This is a genomic window from Deinococcus puniceus (genome assembly GCF_001644565.1).
In the GTDB taxonomy this organism is placed as follows: Bacteria; Deinococcota; Deinococci; order Deinococcales; family Deinococcaceae; genus Deinococcus; species Deinococcus puniceus.
The window spans coordinates 1,369,691-1,393,243 of the sequence record NZ_CP011387.1 but is presented as its reverse complement, the minus strand read 5'-3'; the positions used below and the strand labels follow the sequence as shown (position 1 = coordinate 1,393,243).

At 63.4% G+C, this 23,553-nt stretch carries 22 protein-coding genes; 11 read left to right on the top strand and 11 right to left on the bottom strand.

The window, feature by feature from the left end; all coding sequences use genetic code 11:
• Nucleotides 1-29 precede the first annotated feature (29 nt).
• Complete coding sequence (locus SU48_RS06365) at nt 30-1,034, bottom strand: MDR family oxidoreductase (protein WP_064014520.1); 1,005 nt, start codon at nt 1,032-1,034, stop codon at nt 30-32.
• Between the two features lie 214 nt (nt 1,035-1,248).
• On the opposite strand from SU48_RS06365, the gene SU48_RS06360 reads away from it, so the two are divergent.
• Both SU48_RS06360 and SU48_RS06355 read left to right on the top strand, forming a co-directional pair.
• Complete coding sequence (locus tag SU48_RS06360; protein WP_231881655.1) at nt 1,249-1,692, top strand: transposase family protein; 444 nt, start codon at nt 1,249-1,251, stop codon at nt 1,690-1,692.
• Entirely contained in the window at nt 1,689-2,087 is a 399-nt protein-coding gene (locus SU48_RS06355) for a transposase family protein (protein WP_082869599.1), read from the top strand. The genes SU48_RS06360 and SU48_RS06355 overlap by 4 nt, the downstream gene beginning before the upstream one ends.
• A gap of 87 nt (nt 2,088-2,174) precedes the next feature.
• Here the strand turns inward: SU48_RS06355 and SU48_RS06350 are convergent, their stop codons facing one another.
• Nucleotides 2,175-3,326 (bottom strand): ATP-binding protein, encoded by a 1,152-nt coding sequence (locus SU48_RS06350; protein ID WP_064014519.1) that lies wholly within the window; start codon nt 3,324-3,326, stop codon nt 2,175-2,177.
• A 197-nt stretch (nt 3,327-3,523) separates the two neighbouring features.
• Here SU48_RS06350 and SU48_RS06345 point away from each other — a divergent pair, with 197 nt between their 5' ends.
• Entirely contained in the window at nt 3,524-4,096 is a 573-nt protein-coding gene (locus SU48_RS06345; RefSeq protein WP_231881702.1) for a hypothetical protein, read from the top strand.
• Between the two features lie 82 nt (nt 4,097-4,178).
• Here the strand turns inward: SU48_RS06345 and SU48_RS06340 are convergent, their stop codons facing one another.
• Together SU48_RS06340 and SU48_RS06335 are read right to left on the bottom strand one after the other, a co-directional pair.
• Nucleotides 4,179-5,129, bottom strand: a complete 951-nt coding sequence (locus tag SU48_RS06340; protein ID WP_064014518.1) for a ring-cleaving dioxygenase — start codon at nt 5,127-5,129, stop codon at nt 4,179-4,181.
• Nucleotides 5,130-5,315: 186 nt separating this feature from the next.
• On the bottom strand, nt 5,316-6,497 hold the full coding sequence (locus SU48_RS06335) for an acetyl-CoA C-acyltransferase (RefSeq protein ID WP_064014517.1): 1,182 nt from the start codon (nt 6,495-6,497) through the stop codon (nt 5,316-5,318).
• A gap of 319 nt (nt 6,498-6,816) precedes the next feature.
• On the opposite strand from SU48_RS06335, the gene SU48_RS06330 reads away from it, so the two are divergent.
• Nucleotides 6,817-8,172, top strand: a complete 1,356-nt coding sequence (locus SU48_RS06330; protein WP_064014516.1) for a glycosyltransferase family 2 protein — start codon at nt 6,817-6,819, stop codon at nt 8,170-8,172.
• 222 nt (nt 8,173-8,394) lie between these two features.
• Here the strand turns inward: SU48_RS06330 and glgP are convergent, their stop codons facing one another.
• Nucleotides 8,395-10,911: an alpha-glucan family phosphorylase gene (gene glgP, locus SU48_RS06325; RefSeq protein ID WP_064014515.1), complete on the bottom strand. Its 2,517-nt coding sequence runs from the start codon at nt 10,909-10,911 to the stop codon at nt 8,395-8,397.
• Between the two features lie 286 nt (nt 10,912-11,197).
• On the opposite strand from glgP, the gene SU48_RS06320 reads away from it, so the two are divergent.
• Nucleotides 11,198-11,656 (top strand): hypothetical protein, encoded by a 459-nt coding sequence (locus SU48_RS06320; protein ID WP_064014514.1) that lies wholly within the window; start codon nt 11,198-11,200, stop codon nt 11,654-11,656.
• Between the two features lie 127 nt (nt 11,657-11,783).
• Here SU48_RS06320 and SU48_RS06315 read toward each other — a convergent pair whose 3' ends face one another.
• The 6 genes from SU48_RS06315 to SU48_RS06290 all read right to left on the bottom strand — a co-directional run bounded on the left by SU48_RS06315 (nt 11,784) and on the right by SU48_RS06290 (nt 17,556).
• Nucleotides 11,784-13,472 (bottom strand): bifunctional metallophosphatase/5'-nucleotidase, encoded by a 1,689-nt coding sequence (locus tag SU48_RS06315; protein ID WP_064014513.1) that lies wholly within the window; start codon nt 13,470-13,472, stop codon nt 11,784-11,786.
• A gap of 167 nt (nt 13,473-13,639) precedes the next feature.
• Nucleotides 13,640-14,185, bottom strand: a complete 546-nt coding sequence (locus SU48_RS06310) for an endonuclease dU (protein ID WP_064015886.1) — start codon at nt 14,183-14,185, stop codon at nt 13,640-13,642.
• Between the two features lie 32 nt (nt 14,186-14,217).
• On the bottom strand, nt 14,218-15,426 hold the full coding sequence (locus tag SU48_RS06305) for a trans-sulfuration enzyme family protein (RefSeq protein WP_064014512.1): 1,209 nt from the start codon (nt 15,424-15,426) through the stop codon (nt 14,218-14,220).
• Nucleotides 15,427-15,617: 191 nt separating this feature from the next.
• Nucleotides 15,618-16,712 carry a M23 family metallopeptidase gene (locus SU48_RS06300; protein WP_064014511.1) on the bottom strand — a complete coding sequence of 365 codons (1,095 nt, stop codon included), beginning with the start codon at nt 16,710-16,712 and terminating at the stop codon, nt 15,618-15,620.
• A gap of 65 nt (nt 16,713-16,777) precedes the next feature.
• Entirely contained in the window at nt 16,778-17,245 is a 468-nt protein-coding gene (gene dtd, locus SU48_RS06295; protein ID WP_064014510.1) for a D-aminoacyl-tRNA deacylase, read from the bottom strand.
• On the bottom strand, nt 17,245-17,556 hold the full coding sequence (locus SU48_RS06290; RefSeq protein ID WP_064014509.1) for a DUF1844 domain-containing protein: 312 nt from the start codon (nt 17,554-17,556) through the stop codon (nt 17,245-17,247). Before SU48_RS06290 ends, dtd begins: the two co-directional genes overlap by 1 nt.
• Nucleotides 17,557-17,890: 334 nt before the next feature.
• On the opposite strand from SU48_RS06290, the gene SU48_RS06285 reads away from it, so the two are divergent.
• The 6 genes from SU48_RS06285 to SU48_RS06260 all read left to right on the top strand — a co-directional run bounded on the left by SU48_RS06285 (nt 17,891) and on the right by SU48_RS06260 (nt 23,552).
• Nucleotides 17,891-18,688, top strand: a complete 798-nt coding sequence (locus SU48_RS06285; protein ID WP_231881700.1) for a MogA/MoaB family molybdenum cofactor biosynthesis protein — start codon at nt 17,891-17,893, stop codon at nt 18,686-18,688.
• Nucleotides 18,678-19,478, top strand: coding sequence for a hypothetical protein (locus SU48_RS06280; RefSeq protein ID WP_064014508.1), 801 nt, complete (start codon nt 18,678-18,680; stop codon nt 19,476-19,478). Before SU48_RS06285 ends, SU48_RS06280 begins: the two co-directional genes overlap by 11 nt.
• A 172-nt stretch (nt 19,479-19,650) precedes the next feature.
• The gene (gene truD, locus SU48_RS06275; RefSeq protein WP_064014507.1) at nt 19,651-20,745 is read left to right on the top strand and encodes a tRNA pseudouridine(13) synthase TruD; all 1,095 of its coding nucleotides are present in this window, start codon (nt 19,651-19,653) and stop codon (nt 20,743-20,745) included.
• The gene (locus SU48_RS06270; protein WP_064014506.1) at nt 20,742-21,110 is read left to right on the top strand and encodes a hypothetical protein; all 369 of its coding nucleotides are present in this window, start codon (nt 20,742-20,744) and stop codon (nt 21,108-21,110) included. The genes truD and SU48_RS06270 overlap by 4 nt, the downstream gene beginning before the upstream one ends.
• Nucleotides 21,107-21,658 carry a DUF3293 domain-containing protein gene (locus SU48_RS06265; protein ID WP_064014505.1) on the top strand — a complete coding sequence of 184 codons (552 nt, stop codon included), beginning with the start codon at nt 21,107-21,109 and terminating at the stop codon, nt 21,656-21,658. Before SU48_RS06270 ends, SU48_RS06265 begins: the two co-directional genes overlap by 4 nt.
• A gap of 61 nt (nt 21,659-21,719) precedes the next feature.
• Nucleotides 21,720-23,552, top strand: a complete 1,833-nt coding sequence (locus SU48_RS06260) for an AlbA family DNA-binding domain-containing protein (protein ID WP_064014504.1) — start codon at nt 21,720-21,722, stop codon at nt 23,550-23,552.
• Nucleotide 23,553: the final 1 nt, after the last annotated feature.

Sequence of the window (23,553 nt, the reverse complement as noted above, 5' to 3'; positions counted from 1 at the left end):
GACCCTTAGACCGCCCGCAACTCAGACGCTTAGCCCCCGACCTCGATGACCACGCGCCCGCGCACCTGTCCGGCCAGAATCTGCTGGGCAAGCGCGGGCACGTCCTCTAGCGGGTGAATCTGGGTCATGGCCTGCAACTGTTCGGCGGGCAGGTCGCGGGCCAAGCGTTCCCACGCAGCCTGGCGGCGGTGCATGGGGCAAGTCACCGAATCTATTCCGATCAGCATGACGCCGCGCAAGATGAAGGGAAACACGCTGGTGGGAAGGTCGCTGCCGCCCGCCAAACCACAGGCCGCCACCGCGCCGTGCGTGCGGGTCGAGGCGATGGCTCCGGCCAAGGTTGCGCCGCCTACGCTGTCGATTACGCCCCCCCAGCGTTCCTTTTCCAGCGGGCGCTTCAGGGCAGGCAAGTCCTCGCGCCCAATAACGTTGGCGGCCCCCAAGCTCCGCAAATAGTCGGCCTCGGCGGGGCGGCCTGTGCTGGCCGTGACCGTGAATCCTGCGGCAGCCAAGAGTGCGACGGCCACGCTGCCCACGCCACCCGCCGCACCCGTGACCAATACCTCTCCCCTGTCCGGCGTTACGCAATGATCTTCGAGGGCCAGGACCGCCAGCATGGCCGTAAATCCCGCCGTGCCCACGCTCATGGCCCACTGCGGCGTGCTTGGGGGCGGCAAGGGCACCAGCCATTCGGAACGCACCCGCGCCAGCCCGGCATACCCGCCGTCGGTGCGCTCGCCTATGCCCCAGCCCGTCAGAATCACGGCGTCTCCCGGTTGCCACTGGCCCGATTCGCAGGAGATGACTTTGCCGACCAGATCGATGCCCGGCGTCATGGGATAACCGCGCAGCACGCCGGGTTTGCCGGAGACCGCCAGTCCGTCTTTGTAGTTCAGACTGGAATACTGCACCTGCACCAACGTGTCCCCTTCGGGCAGAGCCGACAGCGGCAGGTCTTGAAACTCGGCCCGAATGCCCGCCTCATCTTTCACCATCCGCAGGGCGCGGAAGAATTCATTTGTCTCTCCGGTCATAAATTTGCCCTCCTTGGGGTAGAGGGCCAGCCTAACGCGCCGCCGCCCCACACAGGCAGAACCGTGTGGAGAAGGTAAAACGGAGCCGAACTGGAGCCGTCCTCTCCCCCGCCGCCCAAAGCCTTAGAGCATTTGTCCGAAGTACAACGTCAGAAAAAAAGCTCCTGACGCTTTCATTAGACCTCTTGCGAAAGTGGTGGTCTAAACTGGCAGCGTGGAGCGAGACCGTCTGACACGCACGCTGAAGATGAATCGCAAGCAGTTTCGTCGACGCACCGGGGTTTACCCGGAAACCTTTGCCGAGATGGAAACGGTGCTTGCACAACGGGAAGAACGGAAAAAGAAATCTGGCCGCCCAGCCGCGCTCAGCGTGGCTGAACAACTCCTGATGACGCTGGAATTCTGGCGTGAGTACCGTACCTTCGCACACCTGGGTGACGACTGGGGCGTGCATGAAACCACCGTGCACCGCACGGTGGAACGCGTGGAAGCGGCCTTGATTGGCAGTGCGCGGTTCCAGATGCCCAGGAAACGCGTATTTCAGGAAGCGCAGCTCGTCTACAGCATCGTCGCCGTCGATGCTTCTGAAGTGCCGTGTGAACGGCCCAAAAAAAACAGCGCCGCTGGTACAGCGGCAAGAAAAAACGCCATACCCTGAAATTTCAGCTGCTGATCTGCACCGTGACTCAGCGCATTCTGGGCACCGCCACGAGCGCGGGGGCCGTTCATGACCTGAAACTGTTCCGTCAGTCGGGCGTGCGACTGCCCAACGATACCGCCCTGATCGGGGATGCCGGGTACCAGGGACTCTGGCGGAGCCACGGGCAGGCCATCACCACCCATAAGGCGACGCGTGCGTCGCCCCTATCCGCGGATCAGCGCCAAGAAAACCGCGTGCTCGCCTATACCCGGCAGGGCATTGAGCATGTCATTCGCCGGATGAAAATCTTTCGTGTCCTGAAGGGCATCTATCGCCATCGGCGGCGTCGGTTTGCCCTTCGAGTTCAGCTGATCGCTGCGCTCTGCAACCTGACCCGCGCACGTCCCGCCTGACTTTCGCAAGAGGTCTATTCTCCCAAATACTCGTTAAATCCACTCACTCTGTTCGGTCAACAGCAAACAACTCTTTTGACAAATGCTCTAATTCAGCAATTCCGCGAAATCCTCGTCGTCGCCGTCTTGGGCGAGGGGCAGCGTAAAGGTAAAGGTCGCGCCCTTGCCCCGCTCGGATTCCACGAAAATCGTGCCGCCGTGTTCCTCGATGGCCAGCTTGCAAAAGGCCAGCCCCATCCCGGTATCGAAGCGCCCGTGCAGCGTCAGGCGGCTTTGCTCGAAGGCGGCGAACAGGTTGGGAATATCGTCGGCGGGAATGCCCTCGCCATCGTCACGGATCAGGAATTGCACGTCTTCTTTGCCCTGCCGCACGATCATCGTGATCACGCCGCCCGTCGTGGTGTGCTTCATGGCGTTGCTGATCAGGTTCGCCATCACCCGGCGCAAGATTTCGGGGTCGGCACTCGCGGGACTGAGACCGGGTTCTACCTCTACCCGCACATGGCGGTCACGTAGGCCGCTGCCCACATCGCCGCGAGAGAGTTCGATCACTTCCAGAAACATCGGGCTGAACATCAGTTCGCGGCGCAGATTCATCTTTCCGGCCTGAATCTTGCGGACATCCAGCATATTCACGGCCAGATGCAGCAAATGCTGGGTTTCGTCTCGGGCCACCTTGATCAGGTCGCGGGAATCGTCGGGTACACGGGTATCGTCTTCCACGACTTCCAGCAGGCCCATCACGGCGGCAATAGGGTTTTTCAGGTCGTGTACCAGCATATGCACCAGCTGATCCCGAATCCGTTCCTCGTGTTCCCAAGTGTCCATGCGGCGCTGCAACTGCGCCACGCGCTCTTGGGTGTCGTGGTATTGCTGCGCCCGCCCCAGCATCGTCTTCACCTGCGTCGCAATCGCATCTACGGGCGTGGTATCGCTGATCAGGGCGTCGGCTCCGGCCACCAGCAGCGCCCCCAGCCCCTGCGTACCCACCGCCAGCCAGTGCGTGCCCGCCAATTCCGCCCGTTGCCGCAGCAGCGGAAGCACCTGCGCCAGCGGCACACCGGGCGTATCGGTGTACAGGAGCGCCACTTGCGGCGGCCTCACATGCGCTTCTCGCAGGAGCGTCTCTGCGTCGCTGATGTAAATGACCTCGGCAAAAGGCAATGCAGGAGCGAGAAGTGACGCACGGGAACGATCCCGCGAGACGACGAATACCACTGGAGAATCAACGGAAGCCATGCTTAGGCGCAAGTGTAGCGCGGCTTTCCCTGATGTGGCGCATGAGGAAAGACTTAAGAGGCACTAAATGACGGCTTGTTCACCCATCGGGCAACAAAAGTCAGGATTGCTCACATATCCGGGCCGTCCGGTCTAAATCTCAAGACACCTTAAGGCCACATCACGTCCACATCAGCTTGATGGGTGACAGTAAGCGTATGAAGAAATTGTTGTTGGGACTGGTCGGATTGAGCGCAGCGTTGGCGAGTTGCGGTGTTGGCGTCGCGCCCGATGGCAGTGGCGATGGCCGCGTTTCTCAACTCCGCACGGAATACCGTTTGGGAGCCAGTGGGCCATTCATCGGGTGCGACAATGTGGACAATGCAATTGGGAGTACGCAAGTTTCGGTTTACTTCTCAGTCAGCGGCGGCGTGCAGTCTGTCAATGTAGGACTCCGTGGAAATACCAGCAATGCCTATGACGGCAACTACAACTCAACCGTTTCTGGGAGCCAGCTGGCCTCACTGGGAGGCAACAGCTTCCGACTTACCTTTGACGCCAATCCGGCAACCGGGGGCTTCCTGCCTCAGGCCATCGTAGTAACGCCAGTACGTGACCGGGTCAAGATCGTGACTGCGACCAACAAATCCGGCAGCTTCTACGCGGCCCTGTCGGTCAATACGGGATCGGCAAACTACAGCTTCAACAGCCGCTTCATTACACCCGGTCAGGGCAATGTCGATGTGTACACCAACTGCACCGTTCAGAGCGTCACCAACGAAGACGTCTAAACTCATCAGTTAAAGTCAATACAACTAAAATAATTCAAAGAGGCCGCCCGAACGATTGGGGCGGCCTTCCCCTATTCCCGCTTCACCCGATAGGCTTCAAGCCAGCTTCGATCTGCGCCCGCCTAGGCTCCAAAAAGGGGGCCAGCACCAGCTTTTCTCCCAGTTTATCGGCGTCTTCGTCCACGCCAAAGCCGGGGCCATCGGTGGCAAGCTCGATCAGAATGCCCTGCGGCTCGCGGTAGTAGATGGACTGGAACCAATGGCGGTCTACTTCCCCGCTGGTGCGGAGGCCCAAGCTGCCTAATTTAGCGTTCCAGTCGTGGTATTGGTCATCGTGCACACGCAGGGCGATATGATGCACGCCGCCTGCACCGGGCCGCGCCGGGGCCAAATCAGGGCGAATCCGCACATGCAGTTCGGCGTGTGGGCCACCGTCCCCCATCTGGTACACATGCACGGTATGTTCGGCACTGGCCGGGTCGGGATACGTGCCAGCAGCGGTCAGACCGTAGGCGCGGGTCAGCACGCGGTCGGTGGGAAACAGGCTGGGCAAGGTCAGTTCGCTGGGGCCAAGGCCGGAAATCTGGTGGGCGGCGGGAATGACGCTGGCGGCCCACGTTTGCCCGCCGGGGCCACCTTCGATCAGGCTGAGGCGCTGGCCTTCTGGGTCGGCAAAATCGAGGCTGGCACGGCCTGCGCGTTGGCTGTGGGTTGTGTGTATGCCCTGCGCGGCGAGGTAATCGGCCCACCAGCTCAGGCTCCCTTCCGGCACACGCAAACTGGTTCTGGAAATAGAGCGGTTGCCGGGTTCTTCGGGCGGTACAGGCCATTCGAAAAAGGTCAGGTCGCTGCCGGGATTGCCCGCACCATCGGCAAAAAACAGGTGATAGGCGGTAGGGTCGTCTTGGTTCACGGTCTTTTTGACCATCCGCATCCCCAGCACGCCCACGTAAAAAGCGTGATTGGCGGGCGCGTCGGCGGTCACGGCGGTGACGTGGTGCATCCCGTGTGGGATGAGGGGAGATAGAGTCATAGGGAGAGTATAAACCGTTTGATGTTAAGCGATTGTGGTGGGGCGAAGGACAGTCCAAGGGTCTAGGGTCTAAGGAAAAGCGGTGGAGCTTTCTCCTTGAGGGGATTCACCCGCCAAGCCAGACGCAAACCACACAGAAAAAGGCGGAAAGCACTCAGCCTCCCGCCCTCCTCTCCACAAAACTCTTTACAGCACTTCGAACAGACCTGCTGCCCCCATGCCGCCGCCCACGCACATCGTCACCACCACATGCTTCGCGCCTCGGCGTTTGCCTTCTATCAGGGCGTGCCCGGTCAGGCGTGCGCCGCTCATGCCGTAGGGGTGGCCCACGCTGATGCTGCCGCCATCCACGTTATAAATTTCGGGGTCGATGCCCAGTTGATCGCGGCAGTAGATGCCCTGCACCGCGAATGCTTCGTTCAGTTCCCACAGGTCGATGTCGCCAATGTTGAGGCCATGACGCTTGAGCAACTTGGGCACGGCGAACACGGGGCCGATGCCCATTTCGTCGGGTTCGCACCCATGCACCGCAAAGCCCTTGAACAGTCCCAGCGGTTGCAGACCACGTTCGCGGGCAAGGTCGCCGCTCATGACCACGCAGGCCGACGCGCCGTCGCTGAGTTGCGAGGCATTGCCCGCCGTGATCACGCCGCCCTCGATGACGGGTTTGAGCTTGGCAAGTCCTTCCAAGTTGGTGTCAGGGCGGTTGCCCTCATCCTGCGCCACGGTCACCTCACGGTTGGAAATCTCGCCGGTGGCCTTGTCCTGCACCTTCATCGAGGCAGTCATGGGCACGATTTCGGCGTCGAATCGGCCTTCACGCTGGGCGGCGGCGGTGCGCTGCTGGCTCAGCAGGCCGTATTCATCCTGCGCCTCGCGGGAAATGCCGTAACGCTTGGCCACCACTTCGGCGGTTTGCAGCATGGGCATATAAATGTCGGGCTTGTGCTCTTTCAGCCACTCCCCGATCAGGCGGTATTTGTTGGCGTGCTCGTTTTGCGTCAGGCTGATGCTTTCCATGCCGCCTGCCACGTACACGTCGCCCTGCCCCGCCATAATGTGATTGGCCGCCAGCGCGATGGTTTGCAGCCCGCTGGAGCAAAAGCGGTTGACCGTGACGCCCGATACACCCACCGGAAAGCCGCTTCTCAGCACGATCTGGCGGGCGATGTTGCTTCCGGTTGCGCCTTCGGGGTTGCCCACTCCAAAAATCAGGTCTTCGATTTCGGCGGGGTCTATTCCGGCCCGCGCTACAGCGTGCGTAACCGCGTGTGCGCCGATGTCGGAACCGTGAGTGTCGTTGAGGTAGCCCCGGTAAGCTTTGCCGATGGGCGTGCGGGCCGTAGAAACAATGACGGCTTCTGGCATGGTCAGACTCCTTGAAGTGAGGTCGGGCAAGCTGCCCGTGAGGGGCGGGAAATGGATTTGGACTGAGTACATTCTAGAGGATCGGCAGACCGGACGTGAGGGCTTCTGCGTGACTCCCGTCTCTCCGGCCTGTGGTTCTGATCGGCTGACCAAGCCGTTGGGGGTCAAGACTTGCAGCCACTCCTCATACATAGGCGGTACAACACGTGCCCAAGCTGCTTGCAGGCCCACACCCCCGCTTATGCCCTAGTCATCTCCCGGCAAACTTGAGATAGTAGGCCGTGCCCGCGATGTCTTGCCTCGCCCGGAGTTTGCCCTGATGAATCCTCTGTATTTGATCGATATTGCTGGTCTGTTGCTGTTTTTGATGTACGCGGTTCACCAGACCGCCAGTGCGCTGCGGCCCCGGCCCAAGCCCCCTGTGGCAGAACGCGGCGTCACGCTGACCTTTCTGATTCCGGCCATGAATGAGGAGGCCGTGATTGCCGCCACCCTGCAAAACCTGCGTTCTACCGTGCCCGAAGCGCGGGTGGTGGTCATCGACGATGCCAGTGTCGACGCGACTGCCGCCATCGTGGAGCAGTACAGCCGAACCGACCCGATGATTGCGCTGCTGCGGCGGGTGGCTCCCGAAGCGCAGGAAAACAAGGGCCGCGCCCTGAACTGGGCCGTAGCGCGGCTATTGCAAGCGCCTTGGCTGACGGGCCAAGACCTGAGTCAGCATGTGTTGGTGGTATTAGACGCCGATGGCCGCGTCAGCAGCGATTTTGCTCCCCAAGTGCGCGGGGCTTTTCAGAATCCCGACGTGATGGCCGGGCAAGGCTGGATGCGCTTCCGGCCCGTAGAAGTCAAAGACGGCGGCGTGCGTGGGCTGATTTCCAAAATGCTGATTTTTCAGCAAGACTTGGAAACGTTCATCGTGGGCCATATTCAGCGGTTGCGGGCCAGTGGCGGCGTGGCCTCGCTGACGGGCAACGGCCAGTGCATGCGCCTCAGCTACCTCAGCCATCAGCTTGGGCAGGGCAACACCCCTTGGCCCGACGTGCTGCTGGAAGACTTTGGCAGCGTCATGGAAATCGTGTTGGACAACCCCCGGCACAGGGTGGCGCTGTTGCCCGCCCACATCATGCAGCAGGGCATTCTCGATCCCCGCGCCTTTATCAAACAGCGTGCCCGCTGGACGCAGGGCGCGTTGCAATGTCTGCCGTACCTCACACGCCTCTGGAAGTCGGGCGCGAGTCCGCTCACGCGGCTGGATTTCACCTACTTCATCCTGTCGCCTTGGCTGAATATCATCTTGATTCTGAGTATCGTCAGTCAAATTCTTCGCCGCGTCTTCGGCTGGCAAGGGCTGATGCTGCCCGACTGGATGGGCCTTCTCTTGACTGTCGTGCCGTTGATGATTCAACTGAACTGGGCCGTGCGCTTCCGCAACGAAAAGGGACTGTCGTGGTGGAGCCTGCCCTACGCGCTGGTCAGCCTGCCGGTGTACGGCGCGGCCCTGCTGTGTAGCCTGCCGCTGGCCTACTCCAACTACCTGCGCCGCCAAAATACCTGGTTTAAAGGCACGCGCTATGTGGAGCAGGAGCCGACGCCGCATATCAGCAGCAGGCCACACTACCCAGCCCCCCACACGTCAGAGCAGCCCCAGCGGAGCCTGAGTTCCGGCGACTGACGGCAGATTGGGAAATGCGGAAGGCGGGCCGGAGTAGATTCTCTGGCCCGCCTTGAGTTTGCTCTGAACGCATACATATGACTGATCTTTGGGACGCTGAGAAGCTATCAGACAAACTCTGCCTCAGAACATGTCCGGGGAACTATCCCTCCAGCGCATAGAAACCGGAGCGGCAGGCCACCTCGCCCACCGCTCCAGATTATTACTGCTCTAGCTGCTAGCTCAGGCCCATTTAATCAGGCCCAGCTCCAGTTCGTTGCTCAGGCCCGCGATTTCGGGCACCATCCGCACGCCGATGGAATACAGGCCGCTGTCTTTCAGGGGCACCTGCGCCGTGTAGGTGTTGTTCTGGTTGTAGGTCAGCGGCACGCGAATGCGGTGTTCGCCCCGCGACAGCACGGCCTCTACCTTCAGTTCTTCGGGGTGAATGCCTGCCGGGTTCACGTGGGCCGTGACGGTCACGGCTTGGCCGGGCTGCGCGGTGGTGGGCAGGTCGGCGTTGGCCGTGATCTGGGTGTAGGGCCACTGCTGGCGCACCCATGTTTTCCATCCGGCGATCTGGCGGGCGCTGGCGCTGTCGTCAGCGGCCACGGCCTCGCCGCGCACGCTGAGGGGAATGTAGTATTGGCGCACATAATCGATGACCTGACGCTGCATAGAAAAGCGCGGGCTACAGGTTTCGATGGCGCGGCGAACGGTGTGCGCCCAGGAGTCGGCTCCGGCCAGCGTGCCGTAATAGCGGGGCACGATGTCGTGTTCCAAGTGGCTGTACAGGCTGTAGGCGTCGGCGTCGTCTTGCAGGTTCAGGTCGGCGTATTCGCGCTCGTCACCGATGGGCCAACCGTTGGTGTTGTCGTAGCCTTCGCGCCACCACCCGTCCAGCACACTGAAATTGGGGCTGCCGTTGAAGCTGGCCTTCATGCCGCTGGTGCCCGATGCTTCCAGAGGGCGGCGTGGATTGTTGAGCCAGATGTCTACGCCCTGTACCAGATGGCGGGCCACGTTCATGTCGTAGTTTTCCAGAATCACGATCTTGCCCCGGAATTCGGGTTCCTGCGACATGCGGTAGATTTCCTGAATAAAGGCCTTGCCAGGGTTGTCGGCGGGGTGCGCCTTGCCCGCGAACACGAACTGCACGGGCCGCTCCGGGTTGTTGATGATGGCGTTCAGGCGTGCGCGGTCACGGAACAGCAGCGTGGCCCGCTTGTAGGTGGCAAAGCGGCGGGCAAAGCCGATGGTCAGGGCGTTTTCGGAGAGCAGGGTGTCGGTGGCAGCCACGTCTGCGGCACTCGCCCCGTTCCTCAGCATCTGCTCGCGCTGGCTGCTCCGCACAAAATCGATCATTTCGCGCTTCATGGTGCGCTGCACGTCGCTGAGCTGGCCGTCGCTGAGCTTGTCTACGGGCTTCCACATCTCCTCGTCTTCCAGACGCTCCGTCCAGTCGGCAGGCAGCACTGTGCTCAGCAGGTCGCGCATGGCCTGAGAGGTGAAGGTCAAGTTGTGCGCCCCGTTGGTCACGTGGCCGATGGGCACTTCTTCGGGGGTGGCTCCCTCGTACAGGAAGTTCCACATCTTGCGGCTGACCTCGCCGTGCAGTTCCGAGACCCCGTTGGCGGCGCGGGTCATGTTCAGGGCAAACACGGTCATAGAGAAACTGGGCACCCAGTGGCCGTCCCAGAACTGATCGTGGCGGGCCAAGCCGTACAGGTCATCGCGGGTGGCATTCAACAGTGCGGGCCACTTGCTGATGTATTTGTCCATCAGTTCGTAGGTAAAGGCGTCGTTTCCGGCAGGCACGGGCGTATGCGTGGTAAACAGCGTGCTGCTGGCCACCGTCTCTACGGCGCTGCGGAAATCTAGACCACTGGCCACGTACTCGCGCACGCGCTCCAGACCCATCAGTGCGGCGTGGCCCTCGTTCATGTGGTACACGCTGCCGGGGATATTCAGTACGCGCAGGGCGCGGATTCCGGCTACGCCCAGCAACACGTACTGCTGCACGCGCAGTTCCTGATTGCCGCCGTACAGGCGGGCCGTCAGCTTGCGGTCTTCTTCGCTGTTGTCGGGCACGTTGGCGTCCAGCAAAATCACGCGGATTCGGCCAATTTGCAGGTTCCAGAGGCGCACATGCACGTCACGGGTGCCGATTCGCACCTTCACGCGGGCCTGTGTGCCGTCACTGCCCAGCGCGGGCGTGATGGGCAGCGTGGTCAGGTCAAGCTCGTCGTAGGCTTCTTCCTGCCAGCCGTCCTTATTGAAGAGTTGCCGGAAATAGCCCTGATGAAACAGCATGCCCACCGCCGTAAAGGGCAGGCCCAGATCGGAGGCACTCTTGCAGTGGTCGCCCGCCAGCACGCCCAGACCGCCCGAATAGATCGGCAGCGACTCGTGGTAGGCGTACTCCATGCTGAAGTAGGCTACAGGCTTCAGGTTCGTGGCATTCTTGCTGGCCCACGTGTCTTTTTTGTTCATGTAGGCATCGAAGTCGGCCATGACCTGCGTGTAGCGGGCCACGTAGGCGGGGTCGGCAGCCACCGCCAGCAGGCGCTCCTGCGGCACTTCCAGCAGGGTACGCACCGGGTTGCGTTGGAAGCGTTCCCAAGTGGGGGCGTCCAGTTCGGAATACAGGGCCTGAGCGTGCGGCGTCCATGACCAGTACAGGTTATAGGCGAGTTCTGAAAGCCGTGCGATGGCCTCCGGCAGTTGAGGCAAGACGGTCACTTTCCCGATAACGTTCATACCTTCTGAGCTTACACCATTCCCGCCCCTGCACCTGTTTGGACAAAGCCCGTTTCAGACGCATAAAATAGCCGCTGTCCAGACATCTTGGGCTACGTGAGCGACTCAAACGGGTGTGAATATTGTCACACGGGCGCGGTGGACTGTTCAGGCGGCTGATCAATCCAGCCCAGTGGTGTGCCCAACTGTAGGGGCAGCTTGCCTCTGCCAACCGCGACGGCCCACTTTGCTACGCTGAACAGAATGCCGCGTTTTGTGACCACCAAAGGCCAGAGCAGGACGGCGCATGGCTCCTGATCCACAGGCCGCCCTGATGCAGGAGGGTGACCGCTTGGCGCAGCACTTGGCGCAGACGCTGCGAATTCAGAACGGCGATCAGGAACGGGTGCTACTGCTGGGGCGCAGCATTGCGGTGAACCTGATTCAGTCTCTCATTCCGACCATCGAGCAGATTACGCGCCATGCGGGAAAGCCGCTGCACGCCGTACTGACCACCGATGAACGGGGCCGGGCGATAGTGCAGACCGTGACCCCCGACGGCGAAATCCGCGCCCGCTTGCCCGCCGAAGACCTCTTGGAAGACTTGCTGTACACGCGGGGCCGCCTGCATCCGGTGGTGCAGGCCCACCTGCAAGACGCCCTGACGGGGAGCGAGCATCACGCCACCCGCGCCCTTGCCGACGCCCTAAGGAGCAAAGTGGTGTTGGAGGCGCTTCGGCGCACCTTGACCCGGCTGATGCGGTGAGTGGAGCGGTCCAAGGGTCTAGGAGCTAGAGTCTAAAGGCAGATCGAGGGCGATGCCGTTGGCCCGGTTCTAACATGCCAAAAAGGGGGCGGAGGCCTAAGCCCCCGCCCCTTTCAACAAATAAAGCTCAGTTCAGGCGCGTAATACGGCCCACTGCCGGAGCGCTGATGGTGCTGCTCTGGAGGTAGGTGCGGAAGGCGTCGATGTCGAGGTCGCCGCCGATCAGGTCTTTGCCCTGACGGAAGGTGGTAAAGCCGTCGCCGCCATCGGCGAGGAAGTTGTTGACGGCGATGCGGTAGTTGGCGGCGGGGTCGATCGGCGTGCCGTTCAGCACCAACGCACTGACTTTTTCGCCCTTGGGCTTGCTGTTGTCCCACGTGTAGGTGAAGCCTTGGCTGACCTGCAAAATCCGGTTCTGTCCGGCGGCGGGGTTGTCGAACTGCTGCTCCAGCACGGCCTTAAGTTGCGCGCCCGTGAGGGTCAGCACCGACAGGATGTTGCCGAAGGGCTGCACCGTGAAGGCGTCGCCGTAGGTCACTTTCTTGTCGGGGTTGGGGACGTTCACAGGCAGGTCGGCGCGGATGCCGCCGGGGTTCATCAGAGCCAAGACGGCCCCGCCCTTGTCGGCGGCGCGGGTGGCGGCCAGTTGCGAATCGGCAATGACGTTACCCAGTGCGCTCTCTCCGGCGGTGTTCTGGACGCGCGTAATCTGCTCCACGCCCAAGGTGCCCACCGGCTGCTGCGCCAGCGGATCGGTCAGGGTCTTGGCCTTCTGCACGATGGCAGTCATGGCGGCGTCTTTGGGGGTGGTGGCGGCGTTGACCACCACGTTGCTGGATTTCAGGGCCAGCACTTTATTGGCACGGGTGTCGATGGTCAGGTCGAGGCGCTGCAGCAGGTGGCCGTAAGCGTCGCCCTGAATGACCGTGCGGTTGACACCGTCGGGGCCGGGAACGAGGCAGTTGTAACCCCGGTGGGTGTGTCCCGTCATGACGGCGGAAATCGAGGAATCCAGCTTCTTGGCAATGTCCACGATGGGGCCGGTCAGGGTCTTGCAGTCCACGATATCGAAGGCGTCGGGGCTGGCTCCGCCCTGATGAACAAGGGCGATGATGGCGTCGGCCCCAGCGCGCTTGATGGCCGGAATCGCGGCGTTGATGGACGCCACTTCATCTTCGAAACGCAGGCCCGCCACGCCTGCCGGAGTGACCACCGTGGGGGTTTCTTTGAGGACTGCGCCCACGAAGGCGATCTTCGCGCCGCCCACCGTGATCATCTTGTAGGCGGGCAATACGGTTTTGCCGGTCTTTTCGTCCACCACGTTGGCGGCGATGTACGTAAAGTTCGCGCCCGCGAAGGTGTTGTTGTATTTGCAGGCTTTGGCCGCGTCGTTGCTGTTGCAGCCGCCCTTCTGGTAGCGCTGCAATTCGGCGAAGCCGTAGTCGAACTCGTGGTTGCCCACCACGTTCACGGCCATGCCCAGTTTGTTCAGGGCGTCGATGGAAGGCTCGTCGCGCAGCAGGCCGCTGATGAGGGGGCTGGCTCCGGTCATGTCGCCCACACCCACGAATACGGTGTTGGGATTGGCCTTGCGGGCCTCGGTCAGCACGCCGCCGATGGACTCGATGCCGCCTGCCTGCACGGTCAGCGTCTTGGTGCGGTCAGCAGGGTCAGGTACACGGAAGCTGGTGGGCAAGATATTGCCGTGAAAGTCGTTCACGCCAATGATGGTCACACTGGTTTGGGCCGGGCCGGACAGCAAGGAACAGCTGCTCAGGGTGAGGGCTGCGCCGATCAACATCAGGTTCGTTTTCATTCGCTGCCCAGAATACCCCGTTTTGGGTCAGTGGGCGGTCAGGTTTCGGGAGCGTCCAGCCTCTCCGAACCCCGCAGCGGCCTTTCTCGGATAACCGGAACACTGAGGAGGCCTGCTCCTTGATCGGGTTGACCGCCAAAGCTTGCGGGGCCGAGTCTGAATCTCTACTACACCCGCTGCCCACCGCTGCTGCCCCGTGTCACGCCGCCCGCGATCAGGTGGGCGGCCCGCAAGGGTTCGGGAATGCAGCCTGTAAAGGTCAGTGCGCCCAGCGCGGCTTCGGCTTCCGGCAAGCTCAGGCCCACACGCTGCACCTGCACGCCCCGGCAAGGTTCCATCGGGCCGAGGGCGTCTATCAGCCGCCATTTGCGTGCGCCCCCCGGCACTTGGGTCAGCAGGGCGGCGCGAATGCGGGTCAAATCGGGCGGTTTGCGGGCCACGATCAGCACGGGCAACCCGGTGGCGGCGTGCAGGGCGGGTGCGTCTACCACGTTAAATCCGGCCAGTGCCACGCCTTGCAGCAAGATCAGGTGCAGATGTTCCGCAGCGCCGCTGACCGCCACCAACCGCGCCAGTTCGGAGGTGCTGTTGCGTCCATCGCGCCGCACCTGCCCACTGACTACCGCGTGCAAGTCACGGCGAGCGAACACCGTGCCGAACACGGCCACGTTTCCCCGGTGGCTCCGTTCAAAGGGAGCATCATCGAAGCCGATGGCGTGCGAGAACTGCCTTATGCCTGCGTCTCCTATGTCTGGCCCCCGTCCAGCGCGAATTCTAGGTCGCCCAACAAATCCCCGATGTCTTCTATGCCGATGCTCAGGCGCAGCAGATTGGGCGTAATCCCGAGGCGGCGGCGTTCGGGTTCGGGCAGGGCGCGGTGCGAGGTGCCCCAAGGCCAAGACAGGGTGGTGATCACGTCGGCCAAGCTGGGGGCCAGCGGAATCCGGCCCGCCAGCGAACGCACGAAGGCCGGGGCGTCGTCTATGTCGGCGCTGAGCATGCCGCCGAAGCCATCGGGGTACAAATCCATAGCCAAGTGAAACTGGGGGTGATCCGATAGGCCGGGATGATATACGGCCCGCACACGGGGATGATTGACCAGCACGTCGGCCACCGCCTGCGCGTTGCCGCTGTGGGCACGCATCCGCAGGCCCAAGGTTTTCAGGCCTTGCAGCGTCATCCACGCATCGAAGGCGCTCATGCTGCCGCCGTAGCGCAGCAACCGGGTGCGGGCGGCGGCCACCAAGTCGGCACGGCCACACACCACCCCGCCCATCGCGTTGCTGTGCCCACTCAGGTATTTGCTGACGCTGTGCGTGATCAGGTCTGCGCCGTGCTGGGCGGGCCGGAACACGGCGGGGCTGGCAAAGGTGTTGTCGACGCTGAGGAGTGCGCCGCGTGCGTGTGCGAGGCGTGCCAGTGCGGGCACATCAGGCACGGTCATCAGGGGATTGGTCAGGCTTTCTACGTGCAGCAGGCGTGTTTCGGGCCGGAAGGCGGCTTCCACTTCCTCCAGATTGCAGGCGTCCACGAACGAAACGGCAATGCCGAGGCGCGGGAATTCTTCGGCCAGCAGCGCGTAAGTAACGCCGTACACGCGAGAATCGGTGATCACATGGTCGCCCGTTTTCAGCACACCCAAGAATGCCGAGCTGATGGCCGCCATGCCGCTGGCCGCCACCAAGGCCGCTTCGGTGCCTTCCAGCATTGCCAAAGCCCGCTCCAGCGTGGCTCCGTTGGGCGTGCCGTTGCGGTAGTAGAACGCGCTGGGCTGTGCGCCGCTCATGGACGCTTCCAGCGCCTCTAGGTCGGGGTAGGCGTACACGGTGGACTGGTAGATGGGTTCCACCAGCGCCGTACTTCCGTTGGGCTGCGCCACCTCTCCCGCTCGGGCGGCCAGCGTGGTGGTGTCGTAGGTGGGATGCGGAGCTGGCGGCTGGGCGGGGTCGGTCATGGCAGTGAGGATAGGGGATTGTGGTGGGTGGATCGTAGAACGCGGGAAAAGCGCGTGCGGACATGGGGGCTGTCGGTTGTGGGGTGTGGGGAAACCCTAGAGTTCATTTCACATCGCCACGATCTACGATCCACGCGCTGTTGACCTTCCCACTGACTACTACCCACTCACCACTGACGGCGCGAAGTGCCCTATCTGGGCCACAGCCGGTTCATCCACCCCGACGGATTGGTCGCCTCGCCGCGCACCCGGACTTCAAGGTGTAGGTGCGGCCCGGCGCTAAGGCCTGTGGTTCCCACTTCGCCAATTTTCTGGCCTCGTGTGACTTTCTGGCCGACTTTTGCCAGCACCCGACTCTGGTGAAAGTACATGCTGACTACGCCCGCCCCGTGATCGATGACCACCAGACCACCCCGCACCGGATACTTTCCGGCCACGACGACTGTGCCGTCATTGACGGCCAGAATAGGAGTGCCGGTGGGAGCCGGGAAATCGGTGCCGTAATGGTAGGCCACCGGGCCGCCCGCCTTGTAGGTGCGCGGCTGCCCAAAGCCCGAACTCGTGCCGCGCGCCGCTGCCAAGGCCGGAGCGAAAGGCCGTGACCAGACTTGCGGCGTGCGCCGGGCATACGCCTTTTCTACGGCGGCTTCCTCTGCGGCGCGGGCGGGGTCTTGCAGCTTGTTGGTCACGCTGCCCGGCAAGTTCAGGTGCTGAATCGGCTGATCCAGAGCCGTGACCGGAATCTGCCCGCGCACGAGGTCGCCGCCTACGCTGACCTCATAGACCACAGGTGTGGTTTTGCCCAGCACCACGCGCCCCGGCACCACGAATTCACCCGCCGCCCCCACAGGTTTCAGCACCTCGGCAGGACGGCGCACATCTTCACCGAGTTCGCTGGGAAAGCGCACGGTGGCCTGCCCCGCCCGCGCCCCACTCAGCCGCAGCGTAAAGCCTTCGCCCATTTTCAGGTTGGCTGGAACCCGCACCGTGACCCCTTGCAGGCTGGATGTTCCGGTGCTGGGCACGGTGGGCGCAGGCGTGATCTGGGCAGGCGTGACGACTGCGGGCGCACTGGCCGCACTGCCCGGCAGCATCAGCACTTGCCCGACTTCCAGCGTGGTTCCGCTCAGGCGGTTTACGCGGGTCAGTTCGGCCACTGTGGTGGTGTTGGCGCGGGCCACCGAATACAGCGTATCGCCCGCTTTCACGGTGTAGGAGGCGGCCCCGGCAGCGCCGAGCAGCAGCAGGGAAACGAGGAGGGCGCGGCGAAACACACGGCGGGTCATGCCTGCATGTTAGGGGGCGAGGGTGAGTGCGGTGTGGAAAATGTGAGAGCCGTCAGAACCGGCGATCAACTCAGCCAATCTGCCGTATCCAGAATCAGGGTCACCGGGCCGTCGTTGGTCAGGTCAAGCACCATGTGCGCCCCGAAGACGCCCTCCTGCACGTCTACGCCGCAGCTGCGCAGAGCCGCGTTGAACTCGGCGTAGAGGGTGCGGGCGTGGTCAGGCGCGGCGGCCCCACTGAAGCCCGGACGGTTGCCCCGGCGTGTGTCGGCGTACAGCGTGAATTGACTGATACTCAGGACTGAACCCCCTCCACTGGGGCCGCCCGCATCGGCCAACGCCAGATTCATCTTGCCCGCCGCGTCGTTGAAGACCCGGAGTTTCACGATTTTCTGGGCCAACGCCGCCGCCGTAGCCGCCGTATCGCCGGGGGCCACGCCCAGCAGCACCATGAATCCGGCCCCGATGGCCCCCGTGATCTGGCCGTCTACCGTGCAGGTCGCCCGCGTGACCCGTTGCAGAACGGCCCGCATCAGTTCCCGCTATTCGGGCCGCCGAACATCGGCAATTCGGTGGGCGGCGCGGGTTGCTCATCCAATCGGGCGCGCAGGCTGCCAATCGCTCCAGTCAGCAGGTCTGCTTCGGTGAAATCCAGATTGCCACGGGTTTTTTCGGCCAGCATAGTCAGCAGTTTCAGGCTGCGTTCGGCGGTCTGTCGGGCGCGGCTCTGGTCAAGCAGGCCGTCGCGGGCGGCGCTGGCTGTGGCCGCATTCAGGTCGCCCAGCGCGGCTTCGGCGGTGGCCTGCAAGGTATTCACGAGACCGACAAATTCGGGGTGAGGCATAGCGGGCAGTGTAGAGCATGGGGGAAAGTGGGTTTTGGTCTGGAAGGTGGGTGGGGAGGGCCAGTAGAGCCGCGTGCGAACCCCTCCGTTGCTTTGCAACGCCCCCCTTAGAGGGGAGGACAAGTGCTGTTGCGCTCACCTCTCCTACGGAGCTTTGCAAGTCAAGGGGGGCTGGCTGCGGACTGGCACAGCTGCGGAGCAGAGCAGACTGGGGGGTTCACCTTCCAGCGCGAACTGCCCACCCCACCTCCCTCTCCCGACTAGGCAAAAAGACTGAACCAAGCGTAAGCCTGTGCCTGTGCGGGCGGGCGGGGCGAGAAGTATCGTAGGAGGTATGCCGGATACGAGCCGCCCTCCCACTTCTTCCTCGCTGACCGGATCGGCTGCCGACGTGTCCTCCAGTGAGGAGTCAACGCCGTTGGGAACGGTATCTATCGCCCCGGTGTCCATTGCCACGGTGTCTGTTGCCAAAACCGCCCACCACGTCGCGGCGGCGTCTGCGCCTGTGCGGGTGGCCCTCCTGATCATCAGCGATACGCGCACGCCCGACACCGACACCAGCGGTCAATACCTGCTGGCCGAGTTGCAGGCGCAGGGGCATCAGGTCACGTCGTACCGGATCGTGAAAGACGACGCCGTGGAAATCCGCGCCGCATTGGTGGCCTTTGTGCGCGAGGCAACCATCGTCATCAGCAGTGGCGGCACGGGCATCACCGGGCGCGACGTGACCATTCCGGTGGTGGAGTCGCTGATTACCAAGCCTATTCCGGGCTTCGGGGAACTGTTCCGGATGCTGTCTTATGCACAGGTGGGCGGCGCGGCCATGCTGTCGCGGGCGGTGGCGGGCCTGTGCCGGGGCGCGGTTATCTTCGCCCTGCCCGGCAGCCTGAACGCCGTGACCACCGCTTGGGAGGGCCTGCTGAAATCCGAACTCTCGCACCTCGCCTTCGAAGTGACGCGGCACGGGCAACCGGGCGTGGCCGATCTGGGCGGGGCGAGGCCTGCGGGCAATCTTTTCTCCCCTCCGGCGGCCACTCCCGCTGGAACCCTGAACAATCTGACGGGCAAACCCGCTGCGGCCAAAGCGCCCGAACTGGGCAGACACAAACCGGGGAGCGGCAATGGCAGCTGAATGGGGCGGATTTTTGACGGGCCTGACGCCTATTACGCGGGTATCCGGGGCGTTTGCGGTCATGATCGGGGTGCTGGCCGCCTACTGGCTGCTGCGGGTGGGACGAGAAGCACGGCTGGGCTGGGTGCCCCGCGTAGCGTGGTGGAGCGTGCCGGGGCTGGCGCTGCTGCTGTACGCGCCTGTGCTGGACGTACCCGCGCTGTTCGGCATAGGCGCGGCCCTGCTGCTGATTGCCGAATTCTGGCCCGGCGCGTTTGCCCCGGCCCGCCAGAAACCCAGCCCGGCTTGGCCGCTGGTGGGCGTGGCCCTCGGCGCGGTACTGACGGTGGGCGTCGTGCGTGCTGCGCCGGATGTGAGCAGCGTGGTGGTGGGCACGGCCCTGATCTTGCTGCTGCTGGGCACAGGCGGCCTGCTGGCTTCCGTTCTGTATCCGGTGGCCACGCGGCTTCCCGGCTTCGGCGTACGCTGGCAAACCGCGCAGTCGCCCGAACTGCCTGACCTGACCGTGACCCTCACCGAACACGGCGCACAGCTGAGAAACGTGTCGCGCCGCACGCTGAATCTGGCCGGATGGTCGCCCGCCAGCGTCAACGGATGGCTGCGCCTGCGCGACGAAACCGGGCAGCCCCTGAATACGCTGCGGGCAGGCCAGACCGCCTTCCTGCCGCTGGACGGGCAAGAGTCGGGGGTGCGGGTCTGGTATGTGGCGGGCAGCACCCCGGCCACACCCCTGCTGTTCCGCGCCGACTGGACCCCTAGGGTGCATGCCAATTACAGGGTGCTGAACTGAGGGTGTGGGCAGGGGGCGAATGGTGCAACCGAACCACCCGCATCAGGCCATCAAGCTCCGCCGTACAAAGCGTGCCAACCGGGATTTCTCACAGGGTGGCCCCCAGAATTCCCGGCCACTGCCCCCACCGTTCTCATAACTGCACGCGGGGTGGCGCGTATGGTGGCGTATCGTGAGTTTGGTGTTTGACTGGTCGGCGCTCGCTGCTTCTACGGCAGGGCAAGGCACGGGGGGGACGCTCCGCCGCGTGCCAGAGGACTTCCGTGTTGATGAAGTCCCCGCTTATCTGCCTTCGGGCGAGGGCGAGCATCTGTTTGTGAGGCTGGAAAAAACGGGCCACACCACCTCTCACATGCTGCGTGAGTTGACGGCCCATCTGGGCGTGCGTGACCGAGATGTGGGCGTGGCCGGACTTAAAGACCGCCACGCCGTGACCTCGCAGTGGATCAGCCTGCCGGGAAAAGTGGAGCGGCGGCTGGAATCGTTTGCGATGGACGGCGTGCGGGTGCTGGAAACGGCGCGGCACGGCAATAAACTGGCGATGGGCCATCTCCATGGCAACCGATTTGTGGTGCGGGTACGGGACGCAGTGGGCACGGCAGCCGAGGCCGAAGCCACGCTGAATCAGTTGGCGCGGGTAGGCGTGCCCAATTATTTTGGCCCGCAACGCTTTGGGCTGGGCGGCCTGAACGCGGAAGAAGGCTTATTGGTGCTGCGCGGTGAGTCCAAGATCAAAGACCCCCGCGTGCGCCGTTTTCTGACCACCAGCGTGCAGAGCATGGTCTTCAACCGTTTTCTGAGTTTGCGGTTGGAGCGTGGGCTGTTTGCGGCCCTGATCGCGGGCGATATGGCTAAAAAGCATGACACGGGCGGCGTGTTCTTGGTGGAAGACGCCGACGCCGAGAGGGGCCGTGCCGAGGCAGGCGAAGTGAGCGCCACCGGAACCCTGTTCGGCAAAAAAGTGAAACCGCTGACGCTCGCCGCCGGGGAATTGGAAGCCGAAGCCTTGGCCGCCTTCGCCCTCACGCCCGACGTGTTCGCCTCGCGCCGGGGAGACCGCCGCCTCACACGGATTTTTCTGCAAGAACCCCAACTGACTCCCGAAGATGACGGCTTCACGGTGTCGTTCACACTTCCCAAAGGCAGTTTTGCCACCAGTGTGCTGCGCGAAATGATGAAGGTGGACATCGATACGTCCGAGTTGCCTGAAGACACTCCGGACGAAGCGGGTTTAGAAAGTGGCCCGGCGCACGAGGGAGACGCATGAAACTTGCCCTGTGGATGTGGATGGTGTTGCTCGGCTCCGCGCTGGCCCTGCAACTGCCCAACGCCACCCTCGGCCTGCGCCCCTCGTTTGCTGGGGCAGTACTGGAAGGCCGGATCAACTCGGCCCGCGCTGATGAACTGCTGGGCGTGTGGAGCGGCGCAGGCCGGGGCCGACTGCTGAAATGCACCCCGCGCTGCATGGTTGTGACCACCATTCCGGTCAGCGGCACGGTCATCATGAACGCCGATTCTGCCTACCGGGTGGCCCTCGGCGGCTCCTTCAAGCCGGGGCAGAAACTCATTTTGGTACTCAAGTTCCGTGACCAAAAGATTCTGAATGTGAATGCCACCGTCGCGCGGCCATGAGCGAAAAATTCCGGCCCATCAAGTTCTTGGCCCCCGAACCAGATCAGGCGCTCAGGGCAGCTTTTTTGGGTACCACCTACGGCCCGGTCTGGCACAGGTTTCACCTCGGCACCGAGCTACAGCGCCGCCCCGAAGATGAGCCTTCGGAGGAGTTGGGGCCAGAGTGGGCCATCGGTCTGCGGTCTTGGGTCATCGTGACGGCGTGGAATCCGCGTGGGCAGCCTCAATCACAAGTGGACAACGCCGACGCCCACCAACGCTTGCTGGCCCGCGTGAGCCGCGCTGGGTTGGTGCCCACGTTGGCCCTGAACGGCGACGGCCAGTGGCGCGAAACGGCCCTGATCTTGCCGGGAGCCAGCCTGCGCGACGGCATCCGTCTGGGCCGCGAATTTGCTCAGGCGGCGGTGCTGTACGGCGTGGGCAGGCGCGTGGCGTTGGTGTGGCTGACTGTAGACCGCAGAAAAGTAGACCGGGGCGGCGTGGATAGGCGGAGTGGGGAACGCTGCCGGGTGGAGAGGTACTGGGTGCAGGACGTGAAGCAGGTCTGAACAGCCAGTGTCCTTAGCGTCGGCCTCAACCCTGCCCCGCCGCCGCGTATACTCTGCGTTTGTGACTGCCAACAGCGGGGCCGAGCAAGCCCAACATGCCATTTCTCCGCTTGGAGTGCTGCCCCCGCCGGGGCCGTCTTGCGTGCATCTGCCGCTGAATGTGACGCCGCAGGAGTTGGCGCGGTATGCGGTGGGCCTCGCCAATGCGCGGGGCGGCACGCTGCTGGTGGGCGTGGACGCGCTGAGTGGCGGAGAATCCGTTCGGGATGCGGGCGAACTGCACCCCCTGATGGTCACGCACGCGATTTTTGAACTGTCGGGCGGGCGGCTGACGGTGAACGTGCAGCATCACCGCTTGCCGGGTGGGGCGCGGGTGCTGGCCGTGTTCGTGCCGCAAGCGCCGTATGTGCTGGCCGCGCCCGATGGGGCCGTGATCGCGTGGGACGGCGCACATCTGGTGCCCGTGACCCCTGCCGAAGCCGAACCGGTGGCCGATCAGGATTACACCGCCACCGTGCCGCCCGATGCCAGCCTTGCAGACCTTGACCCGGCAGAAGTGGCCCGCCTGCGGGGGCTGGGACGGCGGGGCAGCGCCTCCAACCTGCCCGATCTGGACTTTTTGCAGGAGCTGGGTTTGCTGATTCCCAGCGGTGGAGCGCTGCGGCCCACGCTGGCCGGAATCCTGTTGGCAGGCACTCCGGCAGCGCTGCGGGCGCACATGCCGCAGGCCGAGGTGTGCTTTTACCATCACGCCACCACCGACGTCGAATTTCAGTTTCGGGAAGATTTGTTGCGGCCCATTCCATCTCTGCTGACCCGGCTGGCCGAGCTGATTCAGGCCCGCAACCGCTTTACGCCCGTGCAGGTGGGCTTGTTCCGAATAGAAGTGTGGGATCAGGACGAATCGGTGTACCGCGAGGCGCTGCTGAACGCCCTGACCCACCGCGACTACACCCTGCGCGACGCCGTGCATGTGCATCATTACCCAGACCGACTGGAGATCATGAATCCGGGCGGGCTGCCGGGGGGCATTACACCGGGCAATATCTTGCGACATCAGCCCAAGCGCCGCAATCCGCTGTTGGCCGAGGTCTTGGCGAAACTGGGCCTGGTGGAGCGGGCGGGCGTGGGCGTGGACAAGATGTACGGCCTGATGCTGCGGCACGGCAAAGAGCCGCCAGAGTTCACGACCTACCCCGATTCGGTCACGTTGGCGCTGCACTCACCGGGTTTCGACGCCGATTTTGTACGTTTTGTGGCCCGCAAGCAAGAAGACATGCAAACCCTGTCGCTGGATATGCTGATCGTGCTGAGCCTGCTGGCCCGCGAAGGCGAGGCGACCCGCGCCACACTGGCCCGCGCCCTGCAACTGGCCGAAGACCGCACGCCGAGGCTGCTGCGCGGCATGGAAGAACACACCCTGATCGAGCGGGCGGGCGTGGGGCGCGGCATCGCGTATACCCTGAGTGCCGAGGTGCGGGCGGCGCTGGGGAAGGCTGTGCTGGTTCAAACTGCACCCGGTAGAGAAGTCACCCAGCCTGAAGTGGCAACGGTTGAACCTCAAGTTGGGCAAGATGAGGCCTTGGCTGAGGCTCCAGCCCTACCTGTTCAACCACCAGAACGAGAAGGCCAGCCTCTCCCCCATTCTCCCGCTGCCACACGCCCACCCCGCGTACCCAAACCCGCCCAGACCGACGGCCCTTCCGCTGCCGAAGTGCGGGCCGTGGCCCTCGCGTTGGCCCGCGAACAGGGCAGCGTGCGAAATGCGGAACTCCGTGCTGCCTGCGCCCTGACGCCGCAGCAATCTTGGCGGGTGCTGCGGCGCTTGGTGCAAGACGGCCTCCTGCTGAAGCGCGGCGTGGGCAAGCGGGACGCGGCTTACGTGCTGGCCTGAA

Bases quoted from the DNA above. Each gene is read 5' to 3' on its own strand.
- SU48_RS06315 (WP_064014513.1), bottom strand. From the start codon at position 13,472: ATGAAAACGAACCTGATGTTGATCGGCGCAGCCCTCACCCTGAGCAGC.
- SU48_RS06345 (WP_231881702.1), top strand. From the start codon at position 3,524: ATGAAGAAATTGTTGTTGGGACTGGTCGGATTGAGCGCAGCGTTGGCG.
- SU48_RS06330 (WP_064014516.1), top strand. From the start codon at position 6,817: ATGAATCCTCTGTATTTGATCGATATTGCTGGTCTGTTGCTGTTTTTG.
- SU48_RS06350 (WP_064014519.1), bottom strand. From the start codon at position 3,326: ATGGCTTCCGTTGATTCTCCAGTGGTATTCGTCGTCTCGCGGGATCGT.
- SU48_RS06265 (WP_064014505.1), top strand. From the start codon at position 21,107: ATGAGCGAAAAATTCCGGCCCATCAAGTTCTTGGCCCCCGAACCAGAT.
- SU48_RS06290 (WP_064014509.1), bottom strand. From the start codon at position 17,556: ATGCCTCACCCCGAATTTGTCGGTCTCGTGAATACCTTGCAGGCCACC.
- SU48_RS06270 (WP_064014506.1), top strand. From the start codon at position 20,742: ATGAAACTTGCCCTGTGGATGTGGATGGTGTTGCTCGGCTCCGCGCTG.
- SU48_RS06285 (WP_231881700.1), top strand. From the start codon at position 17,891: ATGCCGGATACGAGCCGCCCTCCCACTTCTTCCTCGCTGACCGGATCG.
- SU48_RS06280 (WP_064014508.1), top strand. From the start codon at position 18,678: ATGGCAGCTGAATGGGGCGGATTTTTGACGGGCCTGACGCCTATTACG.
- SU48_RS06305 (WP_064014512.1), bottom strand. From the start codon at position 15,426: ATGACCGACCCCGCCCAGCCGCCAGCTCCGCATCCCACCTACGACACC.
- glgP (WP_064014515.1), bottom strand. From the start codon at position 10,911: ATGAACGTTATCGGGAAAGTGACCGTCTTGCCTCAACTGCCGGAGGCC.
- SU48_RS06320 (WP_064014514.1), top strand. From the start codon at position 11,198: ATGGCTCCTGATCCACAGGCCGCCCTGATGCAGGAGGGTGACCGCTTG.
- SU48_RS06365 (WP_064014520.1), bottom strand. From the start codon at position 1,034: ATGACCGGAGAGACAAATGAATTCTTCCGCGCCCTGCGGATGGTGAAA.
- dtd (WP_064014510.1), bottom strand. From the start codon at position 17,245: ATGCGGGCCGTTCTGCAACGGGTCACGCGGGCGACCTGCACGGTAGAC.
- SU48_RS06340 (WP_064014518.1), bottom strand. From the start codon at position 5,129: ATGACTCTATCTCCCCTCATCCCACACGGGATGCACCACGTCACCGCC.
- SU48_RS06335 (WP_064014517.1), bottom strand. From the start codon at position 6,497: ATGCCAGAAGCCGTCATTGTTTCTACGGCCCGCACGCCCATCGGCAAA.
- SU48_RS06300 (WP_064014511.1), bottom strand. From the start codon at position 16,712: ATGACCCGCCGTGTGTTTCGCCGCGCCCTCCTCGTTTCCCTGCTGCTG.